Annotated in this window: 20 protein-coding genes and 1 riboswitch; of the genes, 9 read left to right on the top strand and 11 right to left on the bottom strand. The window is 66.5% G+C overall.

What is annotated here, in order from left to right; all coding sequences use genetic code 11:
• Positions 1-12 precede the first annotated feature (12 nt).
• Positions 13-957: a pilin gene (locus DBO85_RS07080; protein WP_158268882.1), complete on the bottom strand. Its 945-nt coding sequence runs from the start codon at positions 955-957 to the stop codon at positions 13-15.
• Between the two features lie 120 nt (positions 958-1077).
• Positions 1078-1980, bottom strand: coding sequence for a LysR family transcriptional regulator (locus DBO85_RS07075; RefSeq protein ID WP_108106562.1), 903 nt, complete (start codon positions 1978-1980; stop codon positions 1078-1080).
• A 97-nt stretch (positions 1981-2077) separates the two neighbouring features.
• Here DBO85_RS07075 and DBO85_RS07070 point away from each other — a divergent pair, with 97 nt between their 5' ends.
• From DBO85_RS07070 to DBO85_RS07050, 5 genes are all read left to right on the top strand, one after another.
• On the top strand, positions 2078-3316 hold the full coding sequence (locus DBO85_RS07070; protein ID WP_108106561.1) for a 3-hydroxyacyl-CoA dehydrogenase: 1239 nt from the start codon (positions 2078-2080) through the stop codon (positions 3314-3316).
• Position 3317: 1 nt separating this feature from the next.
• A complete protein-coding gene (locus tag DBO85_RS07065; RefSeq protein WP_108106560.1) occupies positions 3318-5108 on the top strand; it encodes an acyl-CoA dehydrogenase C-terminal domain-containing protein in 1791 nt (596 codons plus the stop codon).
• A 165-nt stretch (positions 5109-5273) separates the two neighbouring features.
• Positions 5274-6437 carry an iron-containing alcohol dehydrogenase gene (locus DBO85_RS07060; protein ID WP_108106559.1) on the top strand — a complete coding sequence of 388 codons (1164 nt, stop codon included), beginning with the start codon at positions 5274-5276 and terminating at the stop codon, positions 6435-6437.
• Positions 6438-6490: 53 nt separating this feature from the next.
• Complete coding sequence (locus DBO85_RS07055) at positions 6491-6925, top strand: acyl-CoA thioesterase (RefSeq protein WP_108106558.1); 435 nt, start codon at positions 6491-6493, stop codon at positions 6923-6925.
• Positions 6926-6950: 25 nt separating this feature from the next.
• Positions 6951-7865, top strand: coding sequence for an alpha/beta fold hydrolase (locus DBO85_RS07050; protein WP_108106557.1), 915 nt, complete (start codon positions 6951-6953; stop codon positions 7863-7865).
• Positions 7866-8067: 202 nt separating this feature from the next.
• On the opposite strand, the gene DBO85_RS07045 is transcribed toward DBO85_RS07050, so the two are convergent.
• Together DBO85_RS07045 and DBO85_RS07040 are read right to left on the bottom strand one after the other, a co-directional pair.
• Positions 8068-8787 (bottom strand): 16S rRNA (uracil(1498)-N(3))-methyltransferase, encoded by a 720-nt coding sequence (locus DBO85_RS07045; protein ID WP_108106556.1) that lies wholly within the window; start codon positions 8785-8787, stop codon positions 8068-8070.
• 308 nt (positions 8788-9095) lie between these two features.
• Complete coding sequence (locus tag DBO85_RS07040) at positions 9096-10499, bottom strand: adenosylmethionine--8-amino-7-oxononanoate transaminase (protein WP_108106555.1); 1404 nt, start codon at positions 10497-10499, stop codon at positions 9096-9098.
• Positions 10500-10960: 461 nt separating this feature from the next.
• Between DBO85_RS07040 and DBO85_RS07035 the strand changes: the two genes are divergently transcribed.
• Both DBO85_RS07035 and DBO85_RS07030 read left to right on the top strand, forming a co-directional pair.
• Positions 10961-11515 carry a cytochrome b gene (locus DBO85_RS07035; RefSeq protein WP_108106554.1) on the top strand — a complete coding sequence of 185 codons (555 nt, stop codon included), beginning with the start codon at positions 10961-10963 and terminating at the stop codon, positions 11513-11515.
• A 21-nt stretch (positions 11516-11536) separates the two neighbouring features.
• Positions 11537-12112 (top strand): YceI family protein, encoded by a 576-nt coding sequence (locus DBO85_RS07030; RefSeq protein ID WP_108106553.1) that lies wholly within the window; start codon positions 11537-11539, stop codon positions 12110-12112.
• A gap of 186 nt (positions 12113-12298) precedes the next feature.
• On the opposite strand, the gene DBO85_RS07025 is transcribed toward DBO85_RS07030, so the two are convergent.
• The 5 genes from DBO85_RS07025 to ahcY form a co-directional block, all read right to left on the bottom strand.
• Complete coding sequence (locus tag DBO85_RS07025; protein WP_108106552.1) at positions 12299-14110, bottom strand: DEAD/DEAH box helicase; 1812 nt, start codon at positions 14108-14110, stop codon at positions 12299-12301.
• A 308-nt stretch (positions 14111-14418) separates the two neighbouring features.
• Positions 14419-15090, bottom strand: coding sequence for a DUF3142 domain-containing protein (locus tag DBO85_RS07020; protein WP_108106631.1), 672 nt, complete (start codon positions 15088-15090; stop codon positions 14419-14421).
• Between the two features lie 31 nt (positions 15091-15121).
• The gene (locus tag DBO85_RS07015; protein ID WP_108106551.1) at positions 15122-17236 is read right to left on the bottom strand and encodes a hypothetical protein; all 2115 of its coding nucleotides are present in this window, start codon (positions 17234-17236) and stop codon (positions 15122-15124) included.
• A 70-nt stretch (positions 17237-17306) separates the two neighbouring features.
• Positions 17307-18152 (bottom strand): methylenetetrahydrofolate reductase [NAD(P)H], encoded by an 846-nt coding sequence (gene metF / locus DBO85_RS07010; RefSeq protein WP_108106550.1) that lies wholly within the window; start codon positions 18150-18152, stop codon positions 17307-17309.
• Between the two features lie 99 nt (positions 18153-18251).
• Positions 18252-19646 (bottom strand): adenosylhomocysteinase, encoded by a 1395-nt coding sequence (gene ahcY / locus DBO85_RS07005; RefSeq protein WP_108106549.1) that lies wholly within the window; start codon positions 19644-19646, stop codon positions 18252-18254.
• A 22-nt stretch (positions 19647-19668) separates the two neighbouring features.
• Positions 19669-19806: riboswitch (S-adenosyl-L-homocysteine riboswitch) on the bottom strand.
• A gap of 219 nt (positions 19807-20025) precedes the next feature.
• Here ahcY and DBO85_RS07000 point away from each other — a divergent pair.
• Positions 20026-20472, top strand: a complete 447-nt coding sequence (locus tag DBO85_RS07000) for a hypothetical protein (protein ID WP_108106548.1) — start codon at positions 20026-20028, stop codon at positions 20470-20472.
• 243 nt (positions 20473-20715) lie between these two features.
• A complete protein-coding gene (locus DBO85_RS06995) occupies positions 20716-21165 on the top strand; it encodes a c-type cytochrome (protein ID WP_108106547.1) in 450 nt (149 codons plus the stop codon).
• Here DBO85_RS06995 and ligB read toward each other — a convergent pair.
• Together ligB and DBO85_RS06985 are read right to left on the bottom strand one after the other, a co-directional pair.
• Positions 21159-22859, bottom strand: coding sequence for an NAD-dependent DNA ligase LigB (ligB, locus tag DBO85_RS06990; RefSeq protein WP_108106546.1), 1701 nt, complete (start codon positions 22857-22859; stop codon positions 21159-21161). The genes DBO85_RS06995 and ligB overlap by 7 nt on opposite strands.
• Before the next feature lie 99 nt (positions 22860-22958).
• Positions 22959-24287 (bottom strand): ferredoxin reductase family protein, encoded by a 1329-nt coding sequence (locus DBO85_RS06985; RefSeq protein ID WP_108106545.1) that lies wholly within the window; start codon positions 24285-24287, stop codon positions 22959-22961.
• Positions 24288-24322: the final 35 nt, after the last annotated feature.

Genomic DNA, 24322 nt, shown 5'->3' with positions numbered 1-24322 from the left:
CTACGCTCTGGTTCATCGCTGCGATCGACAGGCTACGGGCAGATGCTTGTCGGGCACTTCGTTACTGCTGCAGGTCCAGACGATCTGGCCCTCGGCGTCGAGCGTCGGACGCAGCTGGAATGCGCGGTCATCGCGGTTCCGCTCGATGATGCGCGCATCGATCACGCCGTCCGTCTGCAGGGTGATTTCGCTGTGCACCTCGCGCAGGGGGCTGGGCTCGAAGCCTGTGTCGGCGAAGGAAGCCGGCAGCCGGTCGTACTGACGGTAGTAGTCGCCGACGGCACGACTGGCCTGATCCGCCTGCTGGTAGAGCATTTGCAGGCGCGAGCGGGTCAGGTAGTCCTGATAGGCGGGAATGGCGATGGCGGCGAGGATGCCGATGACCGGCACGCCGCCACCAGCCAGCACGATGGGTACCACGTAGCCGGCGGCACTGGTGCCGCCGTTGCGCTGGATCTGTTCAAGCTGGCGCTGCAGGTCCGGTTGGAAGCGCTGGGCGAAGGCGATGTTCTTGCGGCACTGGCGATGGTAGAGCGCGCTGGCGTAGAGCGCCGGCAGGACGAAGAGGGCGGCGTAGACGAGCAGCCCGGCGATAGTGCCGCCGACGCCGCCAATCGCCAGCAGCACCGGTGCGACGATGTAGCCGAGAATCAGGGCCAGCGCCAGGTAGCCGCAGGCCAGGCCGTACATTTTGCGATAGAGCATCCAGCAGAAGGTCGCGAAGAAGGCGGGCCAGTGCCAGCCGAGCGAACCCTTGAGGCCCTGTTCGCGCGCCAGGAAGTTCTCCAGATAGGCGTGCGGGTTGGCGCCGATCGCTGCCAGCAGAAGTGTTTCGCGCGACAGGGTGGGCGCGGCAGGGCCGGCGGACGCGACCGTGGCAGGCACCGCTGCCTGGCCGCAGCCGGGGCAGAAGCGCGCATCGTTCGGGACAAGTGTCCCGCAGTGTGGGCAGTTCATTATTGTCATTCGTCCTGAATGTTCATGTTCGAGGGGGCGGCGCTGGCGGCCGTTTGCCAGTGCGTCGGCGGGCAGCCTAAACCGCCGCTGGCGCCAGTGCCAGTGGCAGCCGGACGGATTTCACGCCTGGCTGCCGACCGCGATGATCTGGGCGATCAGCCATTGCAGTGCGGTGTCGCGCTCGCGCTGGGCGGAGCTGACGATATCCAGGTAGAAAGGCCCCAGGTCGAACGGCAGGTCGTAGAGGTCGATCGGCAGCAGCCCGGCGAAGTGACGCGCCAACTGGGTCGGCAGCACCGCAGCCAGGTCGCTGCCCGCGACGATGTGTGCGGCCTGCAGGTAGTTCGGTGTGGTGTAGACGATGTGCCGGCTGAGGCCGTTGGCGCCGAGCCATTGGTCGACCATGCCCTTGGTCTGGCCACCATGCACCCAGAGGTGGCGTAACTGCAGGAAGCGCTGCAGATCGAGGCCGTCGCGCAGCAACGGGTGCTTGCGGCGTAGCGCGACCTTGAGCGTCTCGGTGGCCCAGCGCCGCGCGTGGAAGCGCGTGGGTACCTCGAGAAAGCGCCCCAGCACCAGATCGATCTCGCCCTTGTCCATCGCCTCCACTGGCAGGGTCGGGGTCAGGTGCTGGATATCGATGACGATCCCCGGCGCGCGCTCGGCAAGCCGGCGCAGCAGGGCCGGCATGCACACCAGTTCGACGTAGTCGGTCACCGCGATCGAGAAACGCAGGCGGCTGCGCGCCGGATCGAAGGTCTCGCCGGCGCCGAGGCTGTGGACGATCTGCTGCAGCGCCGTGCGAATCGGGTTCTCCAGCGCCAGGGCGCGCGGCGTGGGTTGCATGGTCCGGCCGACGCGCACCAGCAGCGGGTCGTCGAGCAGCTCACGAAGTCGGCTCAGGGCGTTGCTCACTGCGGGCTGGCTGAGCGAAAGACGCTCCGCGGCGCGCGAGACGTTGCGTTCGCGCAGCAGCGCGTCGAGTACCCGGAGCAGGTTGAGATCGAAGTTGGAGATATTCATCTGTCGAATACTAAGTATCACAAGACTAAATTTCAAAAATAGTTCTCGCTTACTTATGGTGTGTGGCGTTTTGCAATCCCGTCTTCAGGAGCGAGCAATGACCCAGAACACCTTCGACATCCAGAGCGCCGCCGTCATCGGCGCCGGCACCATGGGCCGCGGCATCGTGATCTGCCTGGCCAACGCCGGCGTGCAGGTCAAGTGGCTGGACGCCAGTCCGGAAATGCTCCAGGCCGCCGTGCAGTACGTGGCTGACACCTACGCCCACAGCGTGCGCCAGGGCCGCATCGACGAAGCCGAGGCCGAAGCGCGCAAGGCCCGCGTCAGCACGGCGCCGGACTACGCCGCGGTCAAGGACGTCGACTTGGTGATCGAGGCGGTCTACGAGAACCTCGAGCTCAAGCAGAAGATCTTCCGCGAGCTGGACGCACTGCTGAAGCCCTCGGCGATCCTCGCCAGCAACACCTCGGCCCTGGACATCGATGCCATCGCCGCCGTCACCGGCCGCCAGGAGCAGGTCCTCGGCCTGCACTTCTTCAGCCCGGCACACATCATGAAGCTGCTGGAGATCGTCCGCGGCGCCAAGACCTCGCGCGCGGTGCTCGATGCCTCGCTGGAGCTGGGCAAGCGCATGGGCAAGGTCAGCGTGGTGTCCGGCAACTGCCCGGGCTTCATCGGCAACCGCATGCTCAAGACCTACGTCTATGAAGCCCGCAGCATGCTGCTCGAGGGTGCCTTCCCGCATCAGGTCGACGCCGCGCTGCAGGGTTTCGGCTTCGCCATGGGCCCGTTCCGCATGTACGACGTGGTCGGCATCGACCTGGAGTGGCGCTCCCGCGAGCTGGCCGGCAAGGGCCAGGACGAGCCGACCGTGCAGGTCGACAACCGCCTCTGCGAGCTGGAGCGTTTCGGCCAGAAGAGCGGCAAGGGCTACTACCTCTACGAGGCCGGCAGCCGCCAGGCCCAGCATGACCCGGAAGTGGACGCGCTGGTACAGCGCGAGTCGGAGAAGCTCGGTTTCAACCGCCGCGAAATCGGTGCCGAGGAAATCCTCGAGCGCTGCCTGCTGGCGCTGGTCAACGAAGGCGCGAAGATTCTCGACGAAGGCATTGCCGAGTCGGCTCGTGACGTCGATCTGGTCTATCTCAACGGTTACGGCTTCCCTGCCGACAAGGGCGGCCCGATGGCCTGGGCCGATACCCAGGGCGCCAAGCACGTCCTCGAGCGTCTGCAATATCTGACTGAAACCCAGGGCGCGCACTGGCAGCCGTCCGCACTGATCGAGCGTCTGGCCGCCAGTGGCCGCAGCTTCGCCGACGCCAAGAAGGAGGTCTGATATGGAATACAAAGCTCCCCTGCGTGACATGCGCTTCGTGCTGCACGAGCTGTTCGACGTGGCCGGCCACTGCGAGCTGCTCGGCAACGGTCTGGATCGCGAGCTGATCGACGGCGTGCTGGAAGAAGCCGCCAAGTACGCCGGTGAAGTGGTGGCGCCGCTCAATCGCAATGGCGACGAGGAAGGCTGCACCCTGGAAAATGGTGAAGTCACCACGCCCAAGGGCTTCAAAGAGGCCTATCAGCAGTACGTCGACAACGGCTGGGCGAGCATGGCCGGCCCGATCGATTTCGGCGGCCAGGGCTTCCCGCAGCTGGTGGCGGCGCAGTTCCAGGAAATGCTGATGGGCGCCAACCTGGCGTTCCGCGTCTACTCCGGCCTCACCGACGGTGCCGTACTGGCCCTGTACAAGCACGGCAGCGAGGAACTGAAGAACGCCTATCTGGCGAAGATGGTCAGCGGCAGCTGGAGCGGCACCATGTGCCTGACCGAGCCGCAGGCCGGTACCGACCTGGCGCTGCTGCGCACCAAGGCCGAGCCGCAGGCCGACGGTAGCTACAAGGTCACCGGCAACAAGATCTTCATCTCCGGCGGCGAGCACGACATGAGCGAGAACATCGTTCATCTGGTGCTGGCCCGTCTGCCCGACGCCCCGGCCGGGGTGAAGGGCATCAGCCTGCTGCTGGTGCCCAAGCTGCTGCCGGACGCCAATGGCAACCCCGGTGCGCGCAATGCACTGTCCTGCGGTGCCATCGAACACAAGATGGGCATCAAGGGCGCGTCCACCTGCGTGATGAACTTCGACGGCGCCACCGGCTGGCTGATCGGCGGCCCGAATCAGGGTCTGGCGTGCATGTTCACCATGATGAACGACGCGCGCTTCCAGGTCGGTCTGCAGGGTCTGGGCATCGCCGAACAGGCCTTCCAGGGCGCGCTGAGCTACGCCCGCGAGCGCCTGCAGTCGCGTGCGCTGACCGGCCCGGCCAACCCGGAAAAAGCGGCGGACCCGATCATCGTCCACCCGGACGTGCGGCGCATGCTGCTGACCCAGAAGACCCTGGTCGAAGGCGCGCGCATGCTCGGCGCCTACTGCGCGGTGCAGCTGGACCTGGAGCACGGTCATCCGGACGAAGCCGCACGCAAGGCGGCGGCCAAGCGCGCTGCGCTGCTGATCCCGATCGTCAAATCGTTCTTCACCGATCTAGGTCAGGAAGTCGCCAGCCTCGGCGTGCAGTGCTACGGCGGCCACGGCTTCATCCGCGAGTGGGGCATGGAGCAGCTGATGCGTGATTCGCGCATCACCCAGCTGTACGAAGGCACCAACGGCATCCAGGCGCTGGATCTGATCCGCCGCAAGCTGATGGGCGACGGCGGTGCCGAGATGGCCGCGCTGCAGGCCGAACTGCTGGCGCAGAGCGAAGCGCTGGCCGGGCGTGCCGAGCTGGCCGGCCTGGTCGAGCCGATCCGCGCGCGCTTGAACGAATGGCGCGAGCTGACGGCCCAAGTACTGGCTGCCGCGGCGCGTGACCCGCAGGAAATCGGCGCGGTATCGGTCGACTACCTGCAGTACAGCTCCTACGTGCTGATCGCCGCCTTCTGGCTGCAGGCCGCGGCCAAGGCGCAGGACGCACTCGACGCCGGCAGCGGCGAGACCGGGTTCTACCAGGCCAAGCTGCGCAGCGCGGAGTTCTACGTCAAGCGCATCCTGGTGCGCGCCAGCAGCCACCGCGAGGCCCTGCTGGGTGGTGCGGACTGCCTGATGGCGCTGCCGGAAGCCGACTTCGCGTTCTAAGGAAAAGTGCCGGGCGGGTGGGGCGACTCACCCGCGTGGGATCGCACGAGTCCCGGCGCGAGCTCTGGATGGGGCGCTTCACCCATCCTGGGGATAACCAAGACTCTCGCCATCGGCGAGAGTGGCGGCAGGTTTGGCCTGCTGCGCTAATTCGAGGGCGCCACCATGCAACCGTTCATCTTTGCCACCACCGCTCAGATCATCTGCGAGTCCGGCGCCGCGAGCCGCCTGGCCACCCTGTGCCGCGAGCGCGGCGCCAGTTCGGTGATGATCGTTACCGACCCGGGCATCACCAAGCTGAAGATGCTCGACGGCGTGCTGCCGGGCTTCGCCACCGAGGGCCTCAAGGTCACGGTGTTTGATCAGGTCGTCGCCGATCCGCCGGAGGCGGTCGTGCTCGACGCCGTCGGTCAGGCCAAGGCCGCCGGTGCAGACCTGCTGGTCGGCTTCGGCGGTGGCAGCTCGATGGATGTGGCCAAGCTGGTGGCGCTGCTGGCGCATCCGCAGTGCGCCCAGTCGCTCAAGGACATCTACGGCGTGGGCAATGCCAAGGGCCAGCGCCTGCCGCTGATCCAGGTGCCGACCACCGCCGGCACCGGCTCGGAGGTCACCCAGATTTCCATCATCACCACCGGTGAAACCACCAAGATGGGCGTGGTTTCGCCGCTGCTGCTGCCGGACGTGGCCCTGCTCGACGCCGACCTGACCCTCGGCCTGCCGCCGGCTGTGACCGCAGCCACCGGCATCGATGCCATGGTCCACGCCATCGAGTCCTACACCAGCGCGCACAAGAAGAACCCGATGTCCGACCTGCTCGGTCGCGAGGCGCTGCGCCTGCTCTGTGCCAACCTCGACACCGTGGTCAAGGACGGTCGCAACCGCGAGGCGCGCCAGGCCATGCTGCTCGGCGCCTGCCTGGCCGGCCAGGCCTTCGCCAACTCGCCGGTGGCCGCGGTACACGCGCTGGCCTATCCGCTGGGTGGGCATTTCCACATTCCGCATGGCCTGTCCAACGCGCTGGTGCTGAGCCAGGTGCTGCGTTTCAACGCGCCCAAGGCCGCGCACCTGTACGCCGAACTGGCGCCGCTGGTGCTGGGCGACAAGCTGGTGCCGGGCAGCGACGACAGCCTGACCGAGCAGCTGATCGCCGAGCTGGAAGCCTTCAGCGCCCGCAGCGGCCTGCCGACCCGCCTGCGCGACGCCGGCGTGCCGGAAGAGATGCTGCCGCAACTGGCCAAGGACGCGATGCTGCAGCAGCGCCTGCTGGTCAACAACCCGCGCGAGGTCAGCGAGGCCGACGCCCTGGCCATCTACCAGGCCGCTTATTGATGCAGTCGACCCCTCCTTGCGAGGGGTCTTTTCAATCCGAAGGAATAATCCGCATGCCCAATCATCCGCAGCCGCTGCGCAGCGACTACAAGTACCTGCAGCCGATCACCACGCGCTGGCACGACAACGATCTCTACGGTCACGTCAACAACGTCACCTACTACAGCTACTTCGACAGCGCGGTGAACACCTACCTGATCGAACAGGGCGGCCTTGATATCCATGACGGCAACGTCGTCGGCTTCGTGGTCAGCTCGGCCTGCGACTACTTCGCCTCCATCGCCTTCCCCGACCGCATCGAGATCGGCCTGCGCGTCGGCAAGCTGGGCAACAGCTCGGTGCAGTACGAGCTGGCGGTGTTCAAGGACGGCGTCGAGGAGGCCTGCGCCGCCGGCCGTTTCGTACACGTCTTCGTCGACCGTGCGAGCAACCGCCCGGTGAGCATCCCCGAGCCGCTGCGCAGCGCCCTGGCGCGGCTGCAGGCCTGAGTAGACCCGCCACCGAGGAAAGGGAATGTCTCGTTTGCTGCGTCACCTTGTCGTCAGTCTTGCTCCGGGCAGGGTATTGAATCGTCTGCAGGATGACGCCCGACGCAGCGCCGGCCTGGTGCGCCGTGAGCAGTTGCTCGACGATGGCAGCCACTACGTCTATCTCGAAGGCGGCAGTGGCGAGGCGTTGATGCTGTTGCACGGCTTCGGCGCCAACAAGGACAACTTCTGCCGCGTTGCCGCCCACCTCACCCGTCACTACCGGGTCATCATTCCCGACCATATCGGTTTCGGCGAGTCGGCCAAGCCGCACGCCGCCGACTACGGTTGCGAGGCCCAGGCCGAGCGCCTCGAGCAACTGCTCGTCGCGCTCGGGGTCGAGTCGCTGCATCTGGGCGGCAATTCCATGGGTGGGCAGATCGCACTGGTCTTCGCTGCCCGTCATCCGCAGCGCGTGCGCAGCCTCTGGCTGCTCAACAGCGCCGGACTCTGGAGCGCGCCCAGTGGCGAGGCATGGGAGCTGGCGGGGCGCGAGGGTGGCAATCCGCTGCTGGTCAGGAGTGCGGCCGACTACCATGCGCTGCTGGCGCGCTCGATGCGCCAGCCGCCCGCGCTACCGCGTGCATTGGTGCGAGTACTGGCGGCGCCGCGTATCGCCAACGCGGCGCTGGAGCAACAGATCTTCGATGTGTTGACCAGCGACTCGGTGGAAGACCGCGTGCGCGGACTTGCGACGCCAGCATTGATCGTCTGGGGTGAGGAGGATCGCATCATCCCGGTGGCGGCGGCGGAAGTGCTGGGTCGGCTGTTGCCGAACTCGCAACTGATCCGCCTGCCTGGGGTCGGCCACCTGCCGATGCTGGAGTGCCCCGAGCGTGTAGCCGACGACTACCTGCAGTTTCGCGCGGCGTTGTTGCCCGTGGCGCAGGGCGCTGCCTAGCAGCTGGTGGGCACCGGGGCCTTCCCTTGCTCCGAGTTGCCACGGTGGATTACGCCGCTTCACGGCTAATCCACCCTACGACAGCGCGTGGACCCGTAGGGTGCAATAAGCGCAGCGCATTGCGCCGCTTCACGGCTAATCCACCCTACGACAGTGCGTGGCCCCCCGTAGGGCGCAGCACATCGTGCGTGTGTCCGGCAGGCTAGAAATCGCCCCACAACTGTTGCGCCACACTCAGCGCCACCACCGGCGCGGTCTCGGTGCGCAATACGCGCGGGCCGAGGCGTGCGGCCTGGAAGGCCTGGGCTGTCGCCTGCCCGACCTCGGCGTCGCTCAGGCCGCCCTCCGGGCCGATCAGAAAGGCCAGCGTCTGCGGTCGGGCATGGCTGGTCAGCGGTTCGGCGACCGGATGCAGGACCAGCTTGAGATCGGCGTCGACCAGCGCCAGCCAGTCGGCCAGGCTCAGTGGTGCGTGGATCGCCGGCAACGTCGAACGCCCGCACTGTTCGCAGGCGCTGATCGCTACCTGACGCCAGTGCGCCAGGCGCTTGTCGGCGCGCTCGTCTTTGAGGCGCACTTCGCAGCGCTCGCTGACGATGGGGGTGATCTCGGCCACGCCTAGTTCGACCGCCTTCTGGATCGCCCAGTCCATCCGTTCGCCACGCGACAGCCCTTGGCCCAGATGGATGCGCAGCGGCGACTCTGCCTGCCCGGCGAATTGCTCGCGCAGCTCGACCCGCACCGTCTTCTTGCCGACCTCGGTCAGCTCGCCGAGAAACTCTTCGCCGCTGCCGTCGAACAGCTGCACCGCATCACCCACCGCATGCCGCAGCACACGACCGATGTAGTGGGCCTGGGCTTCGGGCAGCTCCTGCGAGCCGAGGGCGAGAGGGGCATCGATGAAGAAACGGGATAGGCGCATGGGGACGGCTGCAGGCGGTAAGTGGGAGGCGGCAAGCTTAAAGCACCGAGCGCCGTAGCCGAAGTCCGCGCTTTAACTCGAGAGACGGGATTGGTCGTTTGGCGTCGAGTGCGCACCACCCGGCGCCGGCGCCCCGCAGTTGTCTTGCGGCCGGCTGGCCTCGATCGTAGGGTGGATGGCGCTCTGTCCATCCACCAGACAATCCCGGTGGATGAACAAGGCGTCATCCACCCTACGGATGGAGACCCTGCACGCCGACACACCCCTTACCCACCTTCGACACCCTCTGGCGGCGGAGAGGGAAACGTCTACCCCGGATCGCGGAAACCGGGATAAAGGTCGCTGACCGCCACGCTCAGGCTGTCCCGGGTGGCGATATCAATCCCTTCGCTGGCCACCTCGGCGAGGAAGTCGATCTGCTCTCCGGTGATCACGTAGGGCGGCAGGAAGTACACCACGTTGCCCAGTGGGCGCAGCAGCGCGCCGCGCTGCATGGCGTGCTGGTAGACGCGCAGGCCGCGGCGTTCCTGCCAGGGGTAGGCGAGCTTGCCGGCCTTGTCGGCGACCATCTCGATGGCCAGGGCCATGCCGGTCTGGCGCACTTCGGCGACATGCGGATGGTCGACCAGGTGGGCGGTGGCGCTGGCCATGCGGGCGGACAGCGCCTTGTTCGCCTCGATCACGTCGTCCTGCTCGAAAATGTCCAGGGTCGCCAGGGCGGCGGCGCAGGCCAGCGGGTTGCCGGTGTAGGTGTGCGAGTGGAGGAAGGCGCGCAGGGTGGCGTAGTCGTCGTAGAAGGCCTGGTAGACGGTGTCGGTGGTGAGCACCGCAGCCATCGGCAGGTAGCCGCCGGTAAGCGCCTTGGACAGCACCATGAAGTCGGGGGTGATGCCGGCCTGCTCGCAGGCGAACATCGTCCCGGTGCGGCCGAAGCCTACCGCGATCTCGTCGACGATCAGGTGCACACCGTAGCGATCGCAGGCCTCGCGCAGCAGCGTCAGGTAGATCGGGTGGTACATGCGCATGCCGCCGGCGCCCTGGATTAGCGGCTCGACGATCACCGCGGCAACCTCGCGATGATGCTCGGCGAGGCACTGCTCCATGTGCGCGAACATGTTGCGCGAGTGCTCTTCCCAGCCCATGCCCTCCGGGCGCAGGTAGCAGTCGGGGCTGGGTACCTTGAGGGTGTCGAGCAGCAGCGCCTTGTAGGTGTCGGTGAACAGCGGCACGTCGCCGACCGACATGGCCGCGACCGTTTCGCCGTGGTAACTGTTGCTCAGGGTGATGAAGCGCTTCTTCGCCGGCTGGCCGGTGTTGATCCAGTAGTGGTGGCTCATCTTCAGCGCCACCTCGATGCCGGACGAGCCGTTGTCGGCATAGAACACCCGATCCAGCCCCGGCGGGGTGATGCGTACCAGACGCTCGGAAAGCTCCACCACTGGCGCATGGGTGAAGCCGGCCAGCATCACGTGTTCGAGGCTGTCGAGCTGTTCGCGGATGCGGTTGCTGATGCGCGGATTGGCATGGCCGAAGACATTGACCCACCAGGAACTGACCGCGTCCAGATAGCGCTTGCCGTCGAAATCCTCCAGCCAGACGCCCTCGCCGCGACGGATCGGGATCAGCGGCAGGCGCTCGTGATCCTTCATCTGCGTGCAGGGGTGCCAGAGGACCGCGAGGTCGCGTTGCATCCAGGCGTCGTTATGGCTCATGGCTCGCTTTCCACATTTCCGAGGGGGCGCCAAGCCTAGCAGATCGATCTGCGGTAGCCGCGGGATGCCTCTGCAAAAGTACTGCCCCGACCCGGGCCCTCGGATCTGTGCGCAGCCGTGTTCCTGGCGGGGCGACTCTGTCTGGGCAACCTCGTCTGGGCGACCCCGTCTGGGCAGCCCTAGCGATCCCCTCTCGGCGATTCCATCCAGGCGACCCTCCAAGAGGGGGCTCACCGGCCCCGGGTATCGACGGCTCCAAATCCGTCCTGTGCGATAGGAAGGTCCGCGCCATCGCCAGCTGTCGCCGGGCCGTAGCGCTTGCCGTGCAGGCGCGTCGAGGTGTGCGGACTGACTGATCGTATTTCCCGATATTTCGCAGCGAAATTTTCCGCTTTAATTCGATGATTTAACCGTTAATCTTGCTCACTCGCATCCACGTCCTCCCCCGGAAGTACCCGACCATGCAATGGCGCAACACTCCCTCCCGCTATGGTGTTCTAAGCATCCTGCTGCACTGGCTGGTGGCATTGGCAGTATTCGGCCTGTTCGGGCTCGGTTACTGGATGGTCGGGCTGGACTACTACAGCAGCTGGTATCGCACCGCGCCGGATCTGCACAAGGGCATCGGCATCCTGCTGTTCATGGTCATGCTGCTGCGTCTGCTCTGGCGCCTGTACAGCCCGGCGCCCGCCGCGCTCGCCAGTCACGGCCGCTGGACCCGCCTGGCCTCGCATGCCGGACACGCCTTTCTCTACCTGGGGCTGTTCGTGCTGATGATCTCCGGCTATCTGATCTCCACCGCCGACGGCCGCGCCATCGATGTTTTCGGTCTGTTCCAGGTGCCGGCCCTGGTCAGCGGCCTGCCGAGCCAGGAAGACATTGCCGGGCTGGTTCACGAATACCTCGCCTGGACGCTGGTGATCTTTGCCGGCATTCATGCGCTGGCGGCGCTCAAACACCACTTCATCGACCGTGATGCGACGCTGTTGCGCATGTTCGGCCGTGATTCCGACTGATACCGAAAAAGGAGCTCAACGATGCTGAAGAAAACCCTCGCTGCACTCGCCCTGGGTGGCGCGCTGTTCGCCGGCCAGGCCATCGCCGCCGACTACGCCATCGACAAGCCGGGCCAGCACGCCTTCATCAACTTCAAGATCAGCCACCTGGGCTACAGCTGGCTATACGGCACCTTCAAGGACTTCGACGGCAGCTTCAGTTTCGATGCCGCCAAGCCGGAGGCGAGCAAGGTCAACGTGACCATCAACACCACCAGCGTCGACTCCAACCACGCCGAGCGCGACAAGCACCTGCGCGGTTCCGACTTCCTCAACGTCAGCAAGCATCCGACCGCGACCTTCGAGTCCACCTCGGTCAAGTCGACCGGGGAAGGCACCGCCGATATCACCGGCAACCTGACCCTCAACGGTGTGACCAAGCCGGTGGTGATCCAGGCCAAGCTGCTGGGCGAAGGCAAGGATCCGTGGGGCGGCTATCGCGCCGGTTTCGAAGGTTCGACCACGCTCAAGCTGAAGGACTTCGATATCCAGAAGGATCTCGGCCCGGCTTCCCAGGAAGTCGAACTGATCCTCTCGATCGAAGGCGTGCGTCAGTAACGCAGGGCAAAAAAAGCCCCGCCAGCTCAGGCTGTGCGGGGCTTTTTCGTTTCCAGCGGCAGGTGACGCGGCGTAGGTTGGCGCCGAGCAAGGCGAGGCCCGACAACGGCACCCGCGATCGCAAGGTCGGCCGGTTCGGCGCTAGGTGGAGCACGAGCAGATCATGCTCCACGCACGCTTCAGCCGTCAGGCGTCGCGGTTGCGGCTCAGCAGCGCAGGCTTTTCGCCACGCGGCTTGCGCTCGAGCGAATCGAGCTGCTCGGCGGTCGGCAGGCGTTCGCCCTTGTGGATGATGACCGGCTGGCGCTCGGAACGCTGCGGCATCACCGAGTCACGCCGCGGTGCGTCGTTGGCGGTGAGCACACGCTCGCTGCCGCCGCGACCACTGCGTGGCTTGCCCTGGCCGCCGCCACCACCACGGCGCTTGCCGGGCTTGGCCTGGCCCTGGCCCTGGCCGGCGGGACGCTGGCCTTGCGGACGTGGCGCGCCACCAGCTCCCGCGGCAGTCGGTGCGCCAGGACGGCGACCGCGATTCTGCTGCTTGTTCTGGTTGGGGCTGACGTAGTCGGCACGGTTGCCGAAATTGTCGATCTCGTCGTCGAGGAACTCGTCCGGCGCGCGGTCTGGAGGGAGTGGCGGCACGGCTGCGACCGGGCTGTCACTGCGCGCGGCGCGGGTCGGCTTCTGCCGGCCGCCGCCCGAGGACTGGCCCTGCGGCTTGCGCTTGCCACTGTCCTGGCCCTTGTCCTTGCGTCCGCCGCCATGGCGTTCGCCTTCCGGCTTGCCACCACCGCGCGGGCCGCGCGGTTTCTGCGGCTCGCGCACTTCGGGGCGTTCGGCCTCGACGGTGCTGGCATCGAAACCCATCAGATCACCGTCGGGAATGTCCTGGCGGGTCATGCGCTCGATGTTGCGCAGCAGCTTCTCTTCGTCGGGTGCGACCAGCGAGATCGCCTCGCCACTGCGTCCGGCACGGCCGGTACGACCGATGCGGTGAACATAGTCCTCCTCGACGTTGGGCAGTTCGAAGTTGACCACGTGGGGCAACTGATCGATGTCCAGGCCGCGGGCGGCGATGTCGGTGGCAACCAGGACGCGCACGCTGCCGGCCTTGAAGTCGGCCAGGGCCTTGGTGCGTGCGTTCTGGCTCTTGTTGCCATGAATCGCGACCGCGCTGAGGCCGTGCTTGTCGAGGTATTCGGCGAGCCGGTTGGCGCCGTGCTTGGTGCGGGTGAACACCAGCACCTGCTCCCAGGCACCCTGGGTGATCAGGTGGGCGAGCAGGGCGCGCTTGTGGCTGGACGGCAGGCGGAACACGCGCTGCTCGATACGCTCGACCGTGGTGTTCGGCGGCGTGACCTCGATGCGCTCCGGGTTGTGCAGCAGCTTGCCGGCCAGTTCGGTGATGTCCCGCGAGAAAGTCGCGGAGAACAGCAGGTTCTGGCGTTTGCTCGGCAGGCGCGCGAGGACCTTCTTGACGTCGTGGATGAAGCCCATGTCGAGCATGCGGTCGGCTTCATCGAGCACCAGGATCTCGACGTGGGACAGCACCACGCTGCCCTGGCCAACCAGGTCGAGCAGGCGACCGGGGCAGGCAACCAGCACGTCGACGCCCTTGGCCATCGCCTGGACCTGCGGGTTCATGCCGACACCGCCGAAGATGCAGGCGCTGACGAACTTGAGGTCGCGGGCATACAGCTTGAAGCTGTCATGCACCTGGGCGGCGAGTTCGCGGGTCGGGGTCAGGACCAGTACGCGCGGCTGTTTCGGGCCGTGGCGCTGTTCACGGTCGGGATGCCCCTGGGGAAAGAGTCGTTCCAGGATCGGCAGGGCGAAGCCGCCGGTTTTGCCTGTTCCTGTCTGGGCGGCGACCATCAGATCGCGGCCTTGCAACACGGCGGGAATGGCCCGCTGTTGCACGGGTGTGGGCTGGGTGTAGCCGGCGGCTTCGACGGCACGGACCAGAGCCTCGGAGAGACCGAGGGAAGCAAAGGACATGTGTAATCCTGTCTTGATGTGGGGCTGAGCCCGATGGGAACTAGCCTGGCCTGAACACCTCGCTGGGGAGGGGTCCCGTCCGGTCCTGCTGGGCGATGGAATGCCGAGCATCCGGGCGTAGGCCTGGCGGAAAGAGCCCGGAGTATAACAGAGCGAATCGGCAGCGCACCGTCCCGTTGACATAAAGCTTGATTGCGGTCACCGAACGCTGCGAGGCCCCTGCGGCTCCTGGCCCGTGCTTCGACCGCTGCGCCTGGAAAAAGATCAATGCCGGCGCAAAAGGCTGCTGTCGCGTCGCTCGGGCAGGGTCAGGGGTTGAGCAGGAAGACCACGTAGCCGCGAAACCAGGGGCTGGATTCCAGCTCCTTCGGCGCCTGCCATTGGCCGCCCTGGACCAGGCCGATGCGAAACGGCAGGCGCAACTGGGCAACCCGCGGCAGATAGCGCTGCTGATCGGGGATGCTGTGGCGGCCCTGATAGGTCTGCACCACCACCTCGTCGAGCGTCTCGCCCATCCGGTTGAGCACCAGCGGGTCGCCATTGCTGCCCCAGTCGAGCAGGCCGGTGATGCTCAGGCCGCAATCCGCCGGCAGGCGTTGGCGCAGCTGTTCGAGAAAGCCTGCATAGCGCGCCAGATGCCGGGTGCCGACATCGAAGTCGATCTGGATGCCGCGCACCTGGTTGCCATGCCGCCGCCAGCGTTCGACCCGCGCCAGCAGCTGCGGAACGATCTCATCCGGCCAGTCCAGGGTGTGCGCGCGATAGACCAGCCAGAGTTCGGCTCGCAGCGGCCCGGCCGCCGGGCCCTGGGCGTGCAGCCGGCCGCGTCCTTCGATGCCGTGCGGATCGATCTGCCCCTGCAGCAGGTAGAGCGTGTGCGCCTGCGTCAGTACGGGCTGCGGCTTGACCCCGGCCCAGAGCCAGAAGGCCTGGTGGTCGCCGGCGTCCACTGGTGCCGCACAGAGGCCCCAGGGGACCATCAGCAGCAGCCAGGCCAGGCGCTTCACGCGTTCACCAGTAGTACTTCAGCGACTGTGCCCAGTGGCTCTGCGGATATTCGCGCTTGAGTTGGTGGAACCATTCCTTGCGCTGCTCCGGGGCGACCTCCTGGGCGTCGCAGTCGTTGTTGCCGCCGGGGGCGAAGCAGTAGACCGCACGATAGAGCGCGTAGGCACGATCCTGCGCGGCCGCATCGGGGCTGGCGATCACTGCCTGATAGGCCTGCAGGCGCGAGAAGCCCTGGCCGGGGAACAGCTCGGCGCTGCCGCCCAGTTCATCGCCTGCCGGGCGCTCGGCCAGCGGGCTGTAGCGCAGATCGTTGGTGCGCACCCAGTCACCCAGGCACAGGCGCGCGCCGGCATCCTCGGGCTCCGCGGCCAGCTGCTTCGCCAGCTGCTGCAGGTCGGGACAGCTGTAGGCGCCGCGGGTATCGCCGCTCCAGGCGAACACCGCGAGTGACGAGTCGGCCGGCAGGGGGCCGAACGCGGCGCTGTCGCTGACGAAGTCGGCGTAGTGACCGCGCAGCAGATCCTTGTACAGCAGCGCGTAGAGCAAGGCTTCGCGGGCCTTTCCGCCGCTGCGCCGCAGTTCCTCGCGCAGCAGGGCGGGACCCGCGACGTAGCGCAGCAGCTGCAGGCGAATCGGTTGCGAGTCGATCGGCGAATCGGCGGCGAAGACCTCGGCCAGACGCTCGCTGCGTTCGAGATTCATCGCCAGGGCGAGCTGGCTCTGTTCGCGCTGCAATCCATCGCGACTCAGATCGAGCAGGGCGCGCCAGTGCTCGCGCGCCTGCTCGCGCTGGCCCAGGCGCTCCAGCGCCAGGCCGCGCAAGGTCTGCTCGCTGAATGCCAGGGTGCCGAGCGGCCCGCTCTGCGGCCGTGCCGGGAGAATCTTCAGGGCGGCTGCCGGATCCTGTTCGCCATACAGCTGGCGCGCAGCGTCGAGGTAGCGATAGAGCCCGGGCTGCTCCATGAAGAAGCGCTTCTGCTGCTCGAAGCGCTCGCGTGGCAGCCGTTCACGTTCGTCCCAGGGCCGGCGCAGCGCCATCAGGTCGAGTACGCCGAGCAGCAGCGGGTCCTGCGCCTGGTCGGAGGGAATGCTGAACAGCAGCTTGTCGTCGAACTCGTCGATCAGTTGGCGGAAGCTGCGGTTGCGCCGCTGCGCAGGTTGCTGCCATTGCCAGACGAACTCGGCCGCCAGCGCCTGGTGGTCGCGCTTGAGCCAATGCAGCTTGCGCAGCAGGCCGCGGGCAGAAGCGAAATACTGCCCCTCGGGATATTCGATCAGATAGGCCTGCAGCGCTTCGATGGCGGCGTCGGCACTACTGGCGTCGACCTGTTGCGGTTCCAGGTAGCCGTATTCGTCGAGTGCGCCTTCCTGCGCGACGTTGAGCAGGACGCGGCCGCTCAGATAGCGCGACGTTTCGCGCAGCCATGGCTGCGGACTGTCATGCAGGCTGGCGAAGCCGTCTGTAGCCTCGGCCAGCTCGCCCTGATAGAAGGCCTCGGCTGCCTTCAGATAGCGCAGGAAAGGCGCCGCCTCTGGCGCCTCGGCCAGCTCGGCGGTTTCCAGGGCGCTGCCCTCGCCCGGTCCGCAGGTGAGCAGCAAACTCATGCGCTGGCGGGCGAGGATACGGCGCGCATCCAGCGGCAGGCCATCCTGCGCCATGGCGGCGATGAAGGCGTTGGCGCTGGGCAGGTCGTTGCTGCGGCAGCGGGTGCCTTCGTCTTCGGCAAAGACCTGCAGCGCGAGATCGCCGGTGTTCAGATCCAGGGGGGCGAGCAGAGCGTCGAGCTCCGCTGCATGGTCCCTTGGTGCCGCTGTCTCTGCCTCAGCGGCGTGCAGCGCATAGAGGTCGAACGGTACGAGCGGGGCGAGCGGTTCATCGCCCTGCGCCAGCTTCTCGCTGAGCGGCAGCTCCGTGACGACGTCCAGCAGCAGACGGATGTTGACCCGGCTGTCGTTGGCCGGGCTGAGGAAGGGCCAGTTGTTGCAGAGACTGGGTTGCTCGGCATCGAGCTTCCACTGGCTGCTGCAGCCAAAGTCCGAGCTGGCACTGGCTGAGCCGGCCAGGCAGAGCAGAAGGGTTGTGGCCAGCGAGGGGAGCTTCGGAAATGAGCTGCGCATCGGTTCCTCCTTGAACAAATCGAACAAGCGAAAACCGGGCACTGGGCCCGGTGTTTTTTCGTGGCAGTCCTCAGCGTGGCAGCTTGAGGTTGTTCCAGATCGCCAGGCTCGGTTCGGCCTGGTTCAGGGTGTAGAAGTGCAGCCCTGGTGCGCCGCCGTCGAGCAGGCGTTCGCACATGCGCGTGACCACTTCCTCGCCGAATGCCTGGATGCTCGCGATGTCATCGCCATAGGCTTCCAGCTGCTTGCGGATCCAGCGCGGAATTTCCGCCCCGCAGGCGTCGGAGAAGCGCGCCAGCTTGCTGTAGTTGGTGATCGGCATGATCCCCGGGGTGATCGGCAGGTCCAGGCCCAGCTTCTGCGCGCGCTCGACGAAGTAGAAGTAGCAGTCGGCGCTGAAGAAGTACTGGGTGATGGCGCTGTCGGCACCAGCGCGGCATTTGCGCGCGAAGTTCTGCAGATCGTCTTCGAAGTTGCGCGCCTGCGGGTGCATTTCCGGGTAGGCGGCGACCTCTATGTGGAAATGATCGCCACTCTCCTGACGAATGAACTCGACCAGGTCGTTGGCATAGCGCAGCTCGCCATGGGCCTGGCCCATGCCGGAGGGCAGGTCGCCACGCAGGGCGACGATGCGGCGGATGCCGTTCTCGCGATAGGTGGACAGCAACTGGCGCAGTTCCGCCTTGCTGTCGCCGACGCAGGACAGGTGTGGTGCGGTCGGTACCTTCACTTCGCCATCGAGCTGCAGCACGGTATTCAGCGTGCGATCACGGGTGGAGCCACCGGCACCGTAGGTGCAGGAGAAGAAGTCCGGTTGGTAGCCCGCCAGCTGACGCGCCACCACCAGCAGTTTTTCATGGCCGGCATCGGTCTTGGTGGGGAAGAACTCGAAGCTGTAACGGCGTTCTTGGCTCATAGGGTTCTAGCCTTGGAGACGTAGGGTGGATGACGTCTTTCCATCCACCATTCGGGAAAGTCGGCGGTGGACAAGCCAAGGGCTTGTCCACCCTACGCATCAGTAGCGGTAGGCGTCGGGCTTGAACGGGCCTTCCACGGTCACGCCGATGTACTCGGCCTGTTTCGGCGTCAGTCGGGTGACCACGCCACCAAAGCCTTTCACCATTTCCAGGGCAACTTCCTCGTCGAGCTTCTTCGGCAGCACTTCGACGGTCAGGCGGGTAGCCTTCTCCACCGCCGGCAGATCGGCGAACTTCTGGCCGTAGAGGAAGATCTGCGCCAGTACCTGGTTGGCGAAGGAGCCGTCCATGATCCGGCTCGGGTGGCCGGTGGCGTTGCCCAGGTTAACCAGGCGACCTTCGGCCAGCAGGATCAGGTAGTCGTCGTTGTGCGGGTCGAAGCTGCCCGCACCGGTGCGGTGGATCTTGTGCACCTGCGGCTTGACCTCTTCCCAGGCCCAGTTCTTGCGCATGAAGGCGGTGTCGATCTCGTTGTCGAAGTGACCGATGTTGCACACCACCGCGCGCTTCTTCAGCGCCTTGAGCATGTTGGCGTCGCAGACGTTGACGTTGCCGGTGGTGGTGACGATCAGATCGATCTTGCCCAGCAGCTGCGCGTCGACGCAGCCCTCGCTGCCGTCATTGATGCCGTCCTTGAACGGCGAGACGACTTCGAAACCGTCCATGCAGGCCTGCATGGCGCAGATCGGATCGACTTCCGAGACCTTGACGATCATGCCTTCCTGACGCAGCGACTGGGCCGAGCCCTTGCCCACGTCACCGTAACCGATGACCAGCGCCTGCTTGCCCGACAACAGGTGGTCGACGCCGCGCTTGATGGCGTCGTTGAGGCTGTGACGGCAGCCGTACTTGTTGTCGTTCTTGCTCTTGGTCACCGAGTCGTTGACGTTGATCGCCGGGATCTTCAGGGTGCCGGCCTTGAGCATGTCGAGCAGGCGGTGTACGCCGGTGGTGGTCTCCTCGGTGACGCCGTGGATGCGTTCGAGCATCGCCGGGTAGCGCTCGTGGATGATCTGGGTCAGATCACCGCCGTCGTCGAGGATCATGTTGGCGTCCCACGGCTGACCGTCCTTGAGGATGGTCTGCTCGATGCACCACTCGTACTCCTCTTCGGTCTCGCCCTTCCAGGCGAACACCGGGGTGCCGGCGGCGGCGATGGCCGCTGCGGCCTGATCCTGAGTGGAGAAGATGTTGCAGCTCGACCAGCGCACTTCGGCACCGAGGGCGATCAGCGTCTCGATCAGCACCGCGGTCTGGATGGTCATGTGGATGCAACCGATGATCTTCGCGCCCTTGAGCGGCTGCTCGGCGGCATACTTGCTGCGCAGGCCCATCAGGGCCGGCATTTCGGACTCGGCGATGATGATCTCGCGACGGCCCCAGTCGGCCAGGGAAATGTCGGCGACCTTGAAATCGTTGAAAGCGGCGCTCATGAAAAGCTCTCCATTCGTTGTCTGCGAATGGGCGCCGTTGATGCGTATGGTTAACGCCCCGTTCGAGCCTGACAGGTTCGTCAGCGGATCGAATTCGCCGCCGCTATCGGGGCGAGATTCCAATCGGATGTACGGTCCTGCTGCAGCGCCCCTCGAGCGGGTGGCGGGCACGTCCGGACAGAGCCGGGCGCGTGAAGCCCGGGGATTATAGCCGTGCCGCCCGGTGAGCCCAAGCCTTTCCTGCACACCGTTCGGCAGCCGGTCGAATTCGCTACAGGCCACGGCCGGCGCGCCGTTGGCGGGATTGCGCCGAACTCTGCGGGCGACTGGCGAGTCACACCCTTACCCCGCCTATCGCCGGGACCTGGAGGAATCTGCCATGCGCCATCTGCGACCCACCCTGTTCGCTCCCTTGCTACTGCTCTGGGGGCTGCAGGCCCACGCCGAGGCCTGCTACGTCACCGTCGACCCGGCCATGGCTGGCCCCACGGGTGTCCGCGAGGAGTACTGCCACGAAGCCGAAGGTGTTGAGAGTGACGCGCTCGACTGGTCCTGCACCACCGACAAGGACATTCAGAACACTCAGCGCCAGGAAATGAAGCAATGCCCGGAGGGCCACTTCGGACGCTGCGTGGCCGAGTTGACCCAGTCGTCGCTGGCCAATCCGGCCGCCGCCGGGCGCAAGACCGAGCAGCCGTTCAGCGCGCCGCAGCTGCCCGGAGACGCGAAGCTGATCACCTATCACTACCGTGCACTTGACGGCGGCCAGCCGAAGATCGACTGCGAGACGGGTGGAGGCAGCTGGGAAATGACCACCGCGGAGTGAGATGCCGCTGCCGCTTCAAGGGGGCGGTACACCGATCAGCACTGCTTTCGCCGCGAGGATGTCGCAGTCGGCTGCCACGATCTGCCGCCTGTGACGGGCTGTCGGGCGCGGCCAAGAGATGCAGGACGGGCCGCCGCCAAGGCTGTCGACGCATCGGGTTACCAGCTGAGACAACCGGGCGCGTGGTAAAGGTGGACTCGCTGCAGGATAATCGCCGGCCCTGTTCAGAGCAGTTCCAGTCCGATGACCTTCAAGCCCTTTGCCCTGCTGACCCTTGTCGTTCTCTCGCTGACTGCCTGCGGTGGTGTCGACCCCGACTCGCCGCTGGGCAAGCGCAAGGCGCTGTTCAAACAGATGATGACCCTCAGCGAGGACATGGGCGGCATGCTGCGTGGCCGCCTGCCCTACGACGGGGCTGCCTTCGCCGATTACGCACGCGAGCTGGACGCACTGGCCCGCCAGCCCTGGCAGCACTTCCCGCAGGTGCGTGAAGATGAGCGCAGCAGCGCCCGCGAAGACGTCTGGCAGCGCCAGGAGCGTTTCGGGCAACTGGCGCGTGAGCTGGAAGAATCGACCGCCGCACTGGTGCGGGTGGTCGCCCAGCCGGAGCTCAAGCCGGCCGATCTGCGCGTGCCGATGCAGCAGGTCGAGGACAGCTGCGAAGGCTGCCATCAGGAGTTTCGTGCCTACTGAGCCGCTCTGCCGGGCGCCCGGTCCTCGCTGAAACCATCCACGCCCTGCGCCTGCAGGGTTTGCGCCAGCAGCTGAAGCTCCGGATGGCTGAAGAACGCCTCCAGCTGGCGCGCCTGTTTCACCCCGACAGCATGGCTGCGCTGCCAGTCGCCGGCACTGCGATCGGCCAGTTGCTGCCAGTTGTTCGCGCCGGGCAACGCCGCCGGTGGTGCACCCAGGGCGCGCAGCCACTGACGGAACGAGCGCTGGCGGGCGATCTCGGTCTGCCGCAGCAGGTTCGCTGTGCGCGCTTCGCCGAATCCGGGCATGGCCTGCAGCTGCGCCGGTTGCAGGTTCATCCAGTCGAGCAGCGAATGCACGGCGCCGGCATCGAGCAACTGCTGCCAGGTACCGGGTCCGATACCGCTGAGCGCCAATGCATCCCTGGAGCCCAGCCAGGCCAGGCGCGCGTGAAACTGTGACTCGCAGCCCGGCGTCGGGCGCAGGCAGCTGAGCGCGTGATAGCTGGCCGCGTCTGGTACTTCCAGCACCTCTCGCTCGCTGCTGCGCCAGAGCACCTCGGCCAGTCGCGGCACGCTGTAGCCGGCCAGGTCGACGGCGACCTGATCGCCAGGGCGGATATCCAGTTGCTGCCAGCGCTGCAGCGAACCCAGGCTGACCCGGCGCAACTGGCGCCCGTCCAGTTGCACTGGATCGAGCTGCAGAATCGGCGTGATGCGCCCGCTGCGGCCGATGTTGAACTGCACGTTGCGTACCCTGGCAAGCGCCTGGTTTGGAGGATATTTCCAGGCGGCGGCCCAGCTCGGTGGTGCGGCGATCCAGCGCTCCCCATCGGGCCGACGACCCTGGCGCAGAACCACCCCGTCAGTGGCGAAGGGCAGGGGCTCGCGGTACCAGCGGTCGCGCCAGTGAGCCGCTTCCGCCACGCTGGCTATAGGCTGGGTGAACGCTGCGCTGTCGGCAAAGCCGAGTGCCTTCAACTGTGCCAGGCGCTCGGTCATCTGTGCCGGCCCATCCGGCCAGTCCCAGAGGAATAGGCCGATGCCGGCGGCCTCTTCTGCCTCAAGCGCGTTTCTGTTGAGCAGCCCGGCCACCGTTGCCCGCGCAGCGGCGCCGCCGTCACGCACCTGCCGATGTTGCTCCCGGCGCCAGTACAGCTCGCCCTGAAACACCGCATCCAGCGGCTCGGACAGCGCCTGGGGAATGGTCGGAATCTGTCGTGCGTGCGCGGTCCAGTCCTGGCCGCGGCGTCCGTCGCCGCGGCTGATCGCCTGCTGCAGACGACCCCGGCGATAGACCAGGGTCACCGCCACGCCATCGACCTTGGGCTGGATCCAGAGGTCTTCGCGCCCGGCGATCCAGGCCGCCACGGCCTTTTCCTCGGCAAGCTTGTCGAGGCCGGTCTGCGCCACGGGATGCGCTATCGGCCCGGCCGCCGCGCGCAAGGGGTCCGCGCCAGTCGCGGGCGCGAGGGCAAAACACTGCTGCCAGTGCTGCAGCGTCTGGCGTGCCTGATCGTAGAGCTCGTCTGCGATCGGCGATCTGCCGTCACGGTGGTAGGCCTGGTCCCAGTCGGCGAGGCGCTGCTGCAGCGCGAGGGTTTCCCGCGCAGCCTTAGCGGCAGTCCAGTCGGGGCAACTGGCGCAGGCCAGGCCGGGGAACAGCAGAAACAGCAACGCAATCGGGCGTTTCATGGCGAGCTTCCTTGCTCTGCGGATGGAGGCGCGTGCGACATGGGCTCTGCGTCCTGTCGCCTGCCCCTCTCTATAGACGATGAGCGCGCGGGTTGCCGCTCAACGCATCTCGAACAGTTCCTGATGGAAATCCTCGGCGGCCATGCCGTGCGCACGCAGGTCACGGCGCAGCTGCTGGCCGAAACGGCTCGGGCCGCAGAACCAGAGGTCGCGCGCCTGCCAGTCGGCAATGCTTTCGCGCAGGCGCCCAGGCGTCAGGCGCTCCTGCTGCTGGGCGATGACCAGATGCAGTTCGACCCGCGCCGCTGCTGCCAGGCGGCGTAGATCTTCGATGAACTCCGCAGCCGGCTCGCTGGTGCAATAGAACAGGTCGATCGGCTGCGCGTCGGTGCGGTTCGCCAGGCTGCGCAGGCGGGCGAGGAAGGGCGCGATGCCGATCCCGCCGGCGACCCATATCTGGCCCGCGCGGCGGCTGGCGAAGTCGAAGCAGCCATAGGGTCCCTCGACCGTCACCGGATCGCCGGCCCGCAGGGTTTGCGGCAGTTGGCGGGTGTAGTCGCCCAGGGCCTTGATCGAGAACTCCAGACGCCCCTCGTTGTTCCAGGCAGAGCTGATGGTGAAGGGGTGCGGGCCTTCCTGCTCGTCGAAGGTGACGAAGGCGAATTGGCCGGCCTTGTGCCCCGGCCAGGCGCCATCGAGCCGCACGCCTACCGAAAGCACCCGGTTGTCCGGATGCTGCCGCAATGACTCGATGTGGCCGATGACCTGGTGTCGCCGGCCGATCCGCCGGCCCAGCGAGAGCAGTGCCGCGCTGCTGCCGGCGGCGAGCAACACGCCCAGCGTCAGCCCGAGCGGTGTCGGCCAGTATTCCGGCCGGGTCAGGATCAGCGCGTGGTACACCAGCAGCAGATAGGCCAGTGCCAGAAACCTGTGGGTCTTGAAGAACCAGCGGTAGGGAAAGCGCTTGCTAAGCGCCAGCAGGATCAGCAGCACGGCGACGTAGAAGGTCCACTCGCCCAGGCTCTCGGCGATGCCGCGCTGCTCATGCAGTAGCGCCGCTAGGCCCTCGCCGACGTTGCCGGCGCCGCGCCTCGCGGGAGGCTCGAGCCAGCCCAGTCCGACGGCCCACTTCGGCCCCTGTGCCCATAGCCAGTGCACCACGCCAAGCACCAGCGCAGCGATGCCGAGCCATTTGTGCAGGCGGTAGGTCTTGTCCAGGCCATCGCAGAAGCGCTCGATCATGCCCGGTCGCGCCGCCAGCAGCAGCGCCACGCTCATCGCCGCCATAGCAAGCAGCCCGCTGTACTGGACCATCGCCGAGCGCAGCGGCCAGAACCGCTCGAGCTCCAGTTCGCGCGGCGCCGCCTGCAGCCAGAGCAGAGTGAGAATGAGCGGCAGTGTCAACGCGATCCAGACGATACGTTTCATGGCAGCCTCCCTATGCAAGCATTCGGAATCGGTCG

The sequence above is a fragment of the Pseudomonas mangrovi genome, assembly GCF_003052585.1.
Classification (GTDB): Bacteria; Pseudomonadota; Gammaproteobacteria; order Pseudomonadales; family Pseudomonadaceae; genus Aquipseudomonas; species Aquipseudomonas mangrovi.
This window is presented reverse-complemented; position numbering and strand designations above follow the sequence as displayed.

Bases quoted from the DNA above. Each gene is read 5' to 3' on its own strand.
- DBO85_RS07080 (WP_158268882.1), bottom strand. From the start codon at position 957: ATGAACTGCCCACACTGCGGGACACTTGTCCCGAACGATGCGCGCTTC.
- DBO85_RS07075 (WP_108106562.1), bottom strand. From the start codon at position 1,980: ATGAATATCTCCAACTTCGATCTCAACCTGCTCCGGGTACTCGACGCG.
- DBO85_RS07070 (WP_108106561.1), top strand. From the start codon at position 2,078: ATGACCCAGAACACCTTCGACATCCAGAGCGCCGCCGTCATCGGCGCC.
- DBO85_RS07065 (WP_108106560.1), top strand. From the start codon at position 3,318: ATGGAATACAAAGCTCCCCTGCGTGACATGCGCTTCGTGCTGCACGAG.
- DBO85_RS07060 (WP_108106559.1), top strand. From the start codon at position 5,274: ATGCAACCGTTCATCTTTGCCACCACCGCTCAGATCATCTGCGAGTCC.
- DBO85_RS07055 (WP_108106558.1), top strand. From the start codon at position 6,491: ATGCCCAATCATCCGCAGCCGCTGCGCAGCGACTACAAGTACCTGCAG.
- DBO85_RS07050 (WP_108106557.1), top strand. From the start codon at position 6,951: ATGTCTCGTTTGCTGCGTCACCTTGTCGTCAGTCTTGCTCCGGGCAGG.
- DBO85_RS07045 (WP_108106556.1), bottom strand. From the start codon at position 8,787: ATGCGCCTATCCCGTTTCTTCATCGATGCCCCTCTCGCCCTCGGCTCG.
- DBO85_RS07040 (WP_108106555.1), bottom strand. From the start codon at position 10,499: ATGAGCCATAACGACGCCTGGATGCAACGCGACCTCGCGGTCCTCTGG.
- DBO85_RS07035 (WP_108106554.1), top strand. From the start codon at position 10,961: ATGCAATGGCGCAACACTCCCTCCCGCTATGGTGTTCTAAGCATCCTG.
- DBO85_RS07030 (WP_108106553.1), top strand. From the start codon at position 11,537: ATGCTGAAGAAAACCCTCGCTGCACTCGCCCTGGGTGGCGCGCTGTTC.
- DBO85_RS07025 (WP_108106552.1), bottom strand. From the start codon at position 14,110: ATGTCCTTTGCTTCCCTCGGTCTCTCCGAGGCTCTGGTCCGTGCCGTC.
- DBO85_RS07020 (WP_108106631.1), bottom strand. From the start codon at position 15,090: ATGGTCCCCTGGGGCCTCTGTGCGGCACCAGTGGACGCCGGCGACCAC.
- DBO85_RS07015 (WP_108106551.1), bottom strand. From the start codon at position 17,236: ATGCGCAGCTCATTTCCGAAGCTCCCCTCGCTGGCCACAACCCTTCTG.
- metF (WP_108106550.1), bottom strand. From the start codon at position 18,152: ATGAGCCAAGAACGCCGTTACAGCTTCGAGTTCTTCCCCACCAAGACC.
- ahcY (WP_108106549.1), bottom strand. From the start codon at position 19,646: ATGAGCGCCGCTTTCAACGATTTCAAGGTCGCCGACATTTCCCTGGCC.
- DBO85_RS07000 (WP_108106548.1), top strand. From the start codon at position 20,026: ATGCGCCATCTGCGACCCACCCTGTTCGCTCCCTTGCTACTGCTCTGG.
- DBO85_RS06995 (WP_108106547.1), top strand. From the start codon at position 20,716: ATGACCTTCAAGCCCTTTGCCCTGCTGACCCTTGTCGTTCTCTCGCTG.
- ligB (WP_108106546.1), bottom strand. From the start codon at position 22,859: ATGAAACGCCCGATTGCGTTGCTGTTTCTGCTGTTCCCCGGCCTGGCC.
- DBO85_RS06985 (WP_108106545.1), bottom strand. From the start codon at position 24,287: ATGAAACGTATCGTCTGGATCGCGTTGACACTGCCGCTCATTCTCACT.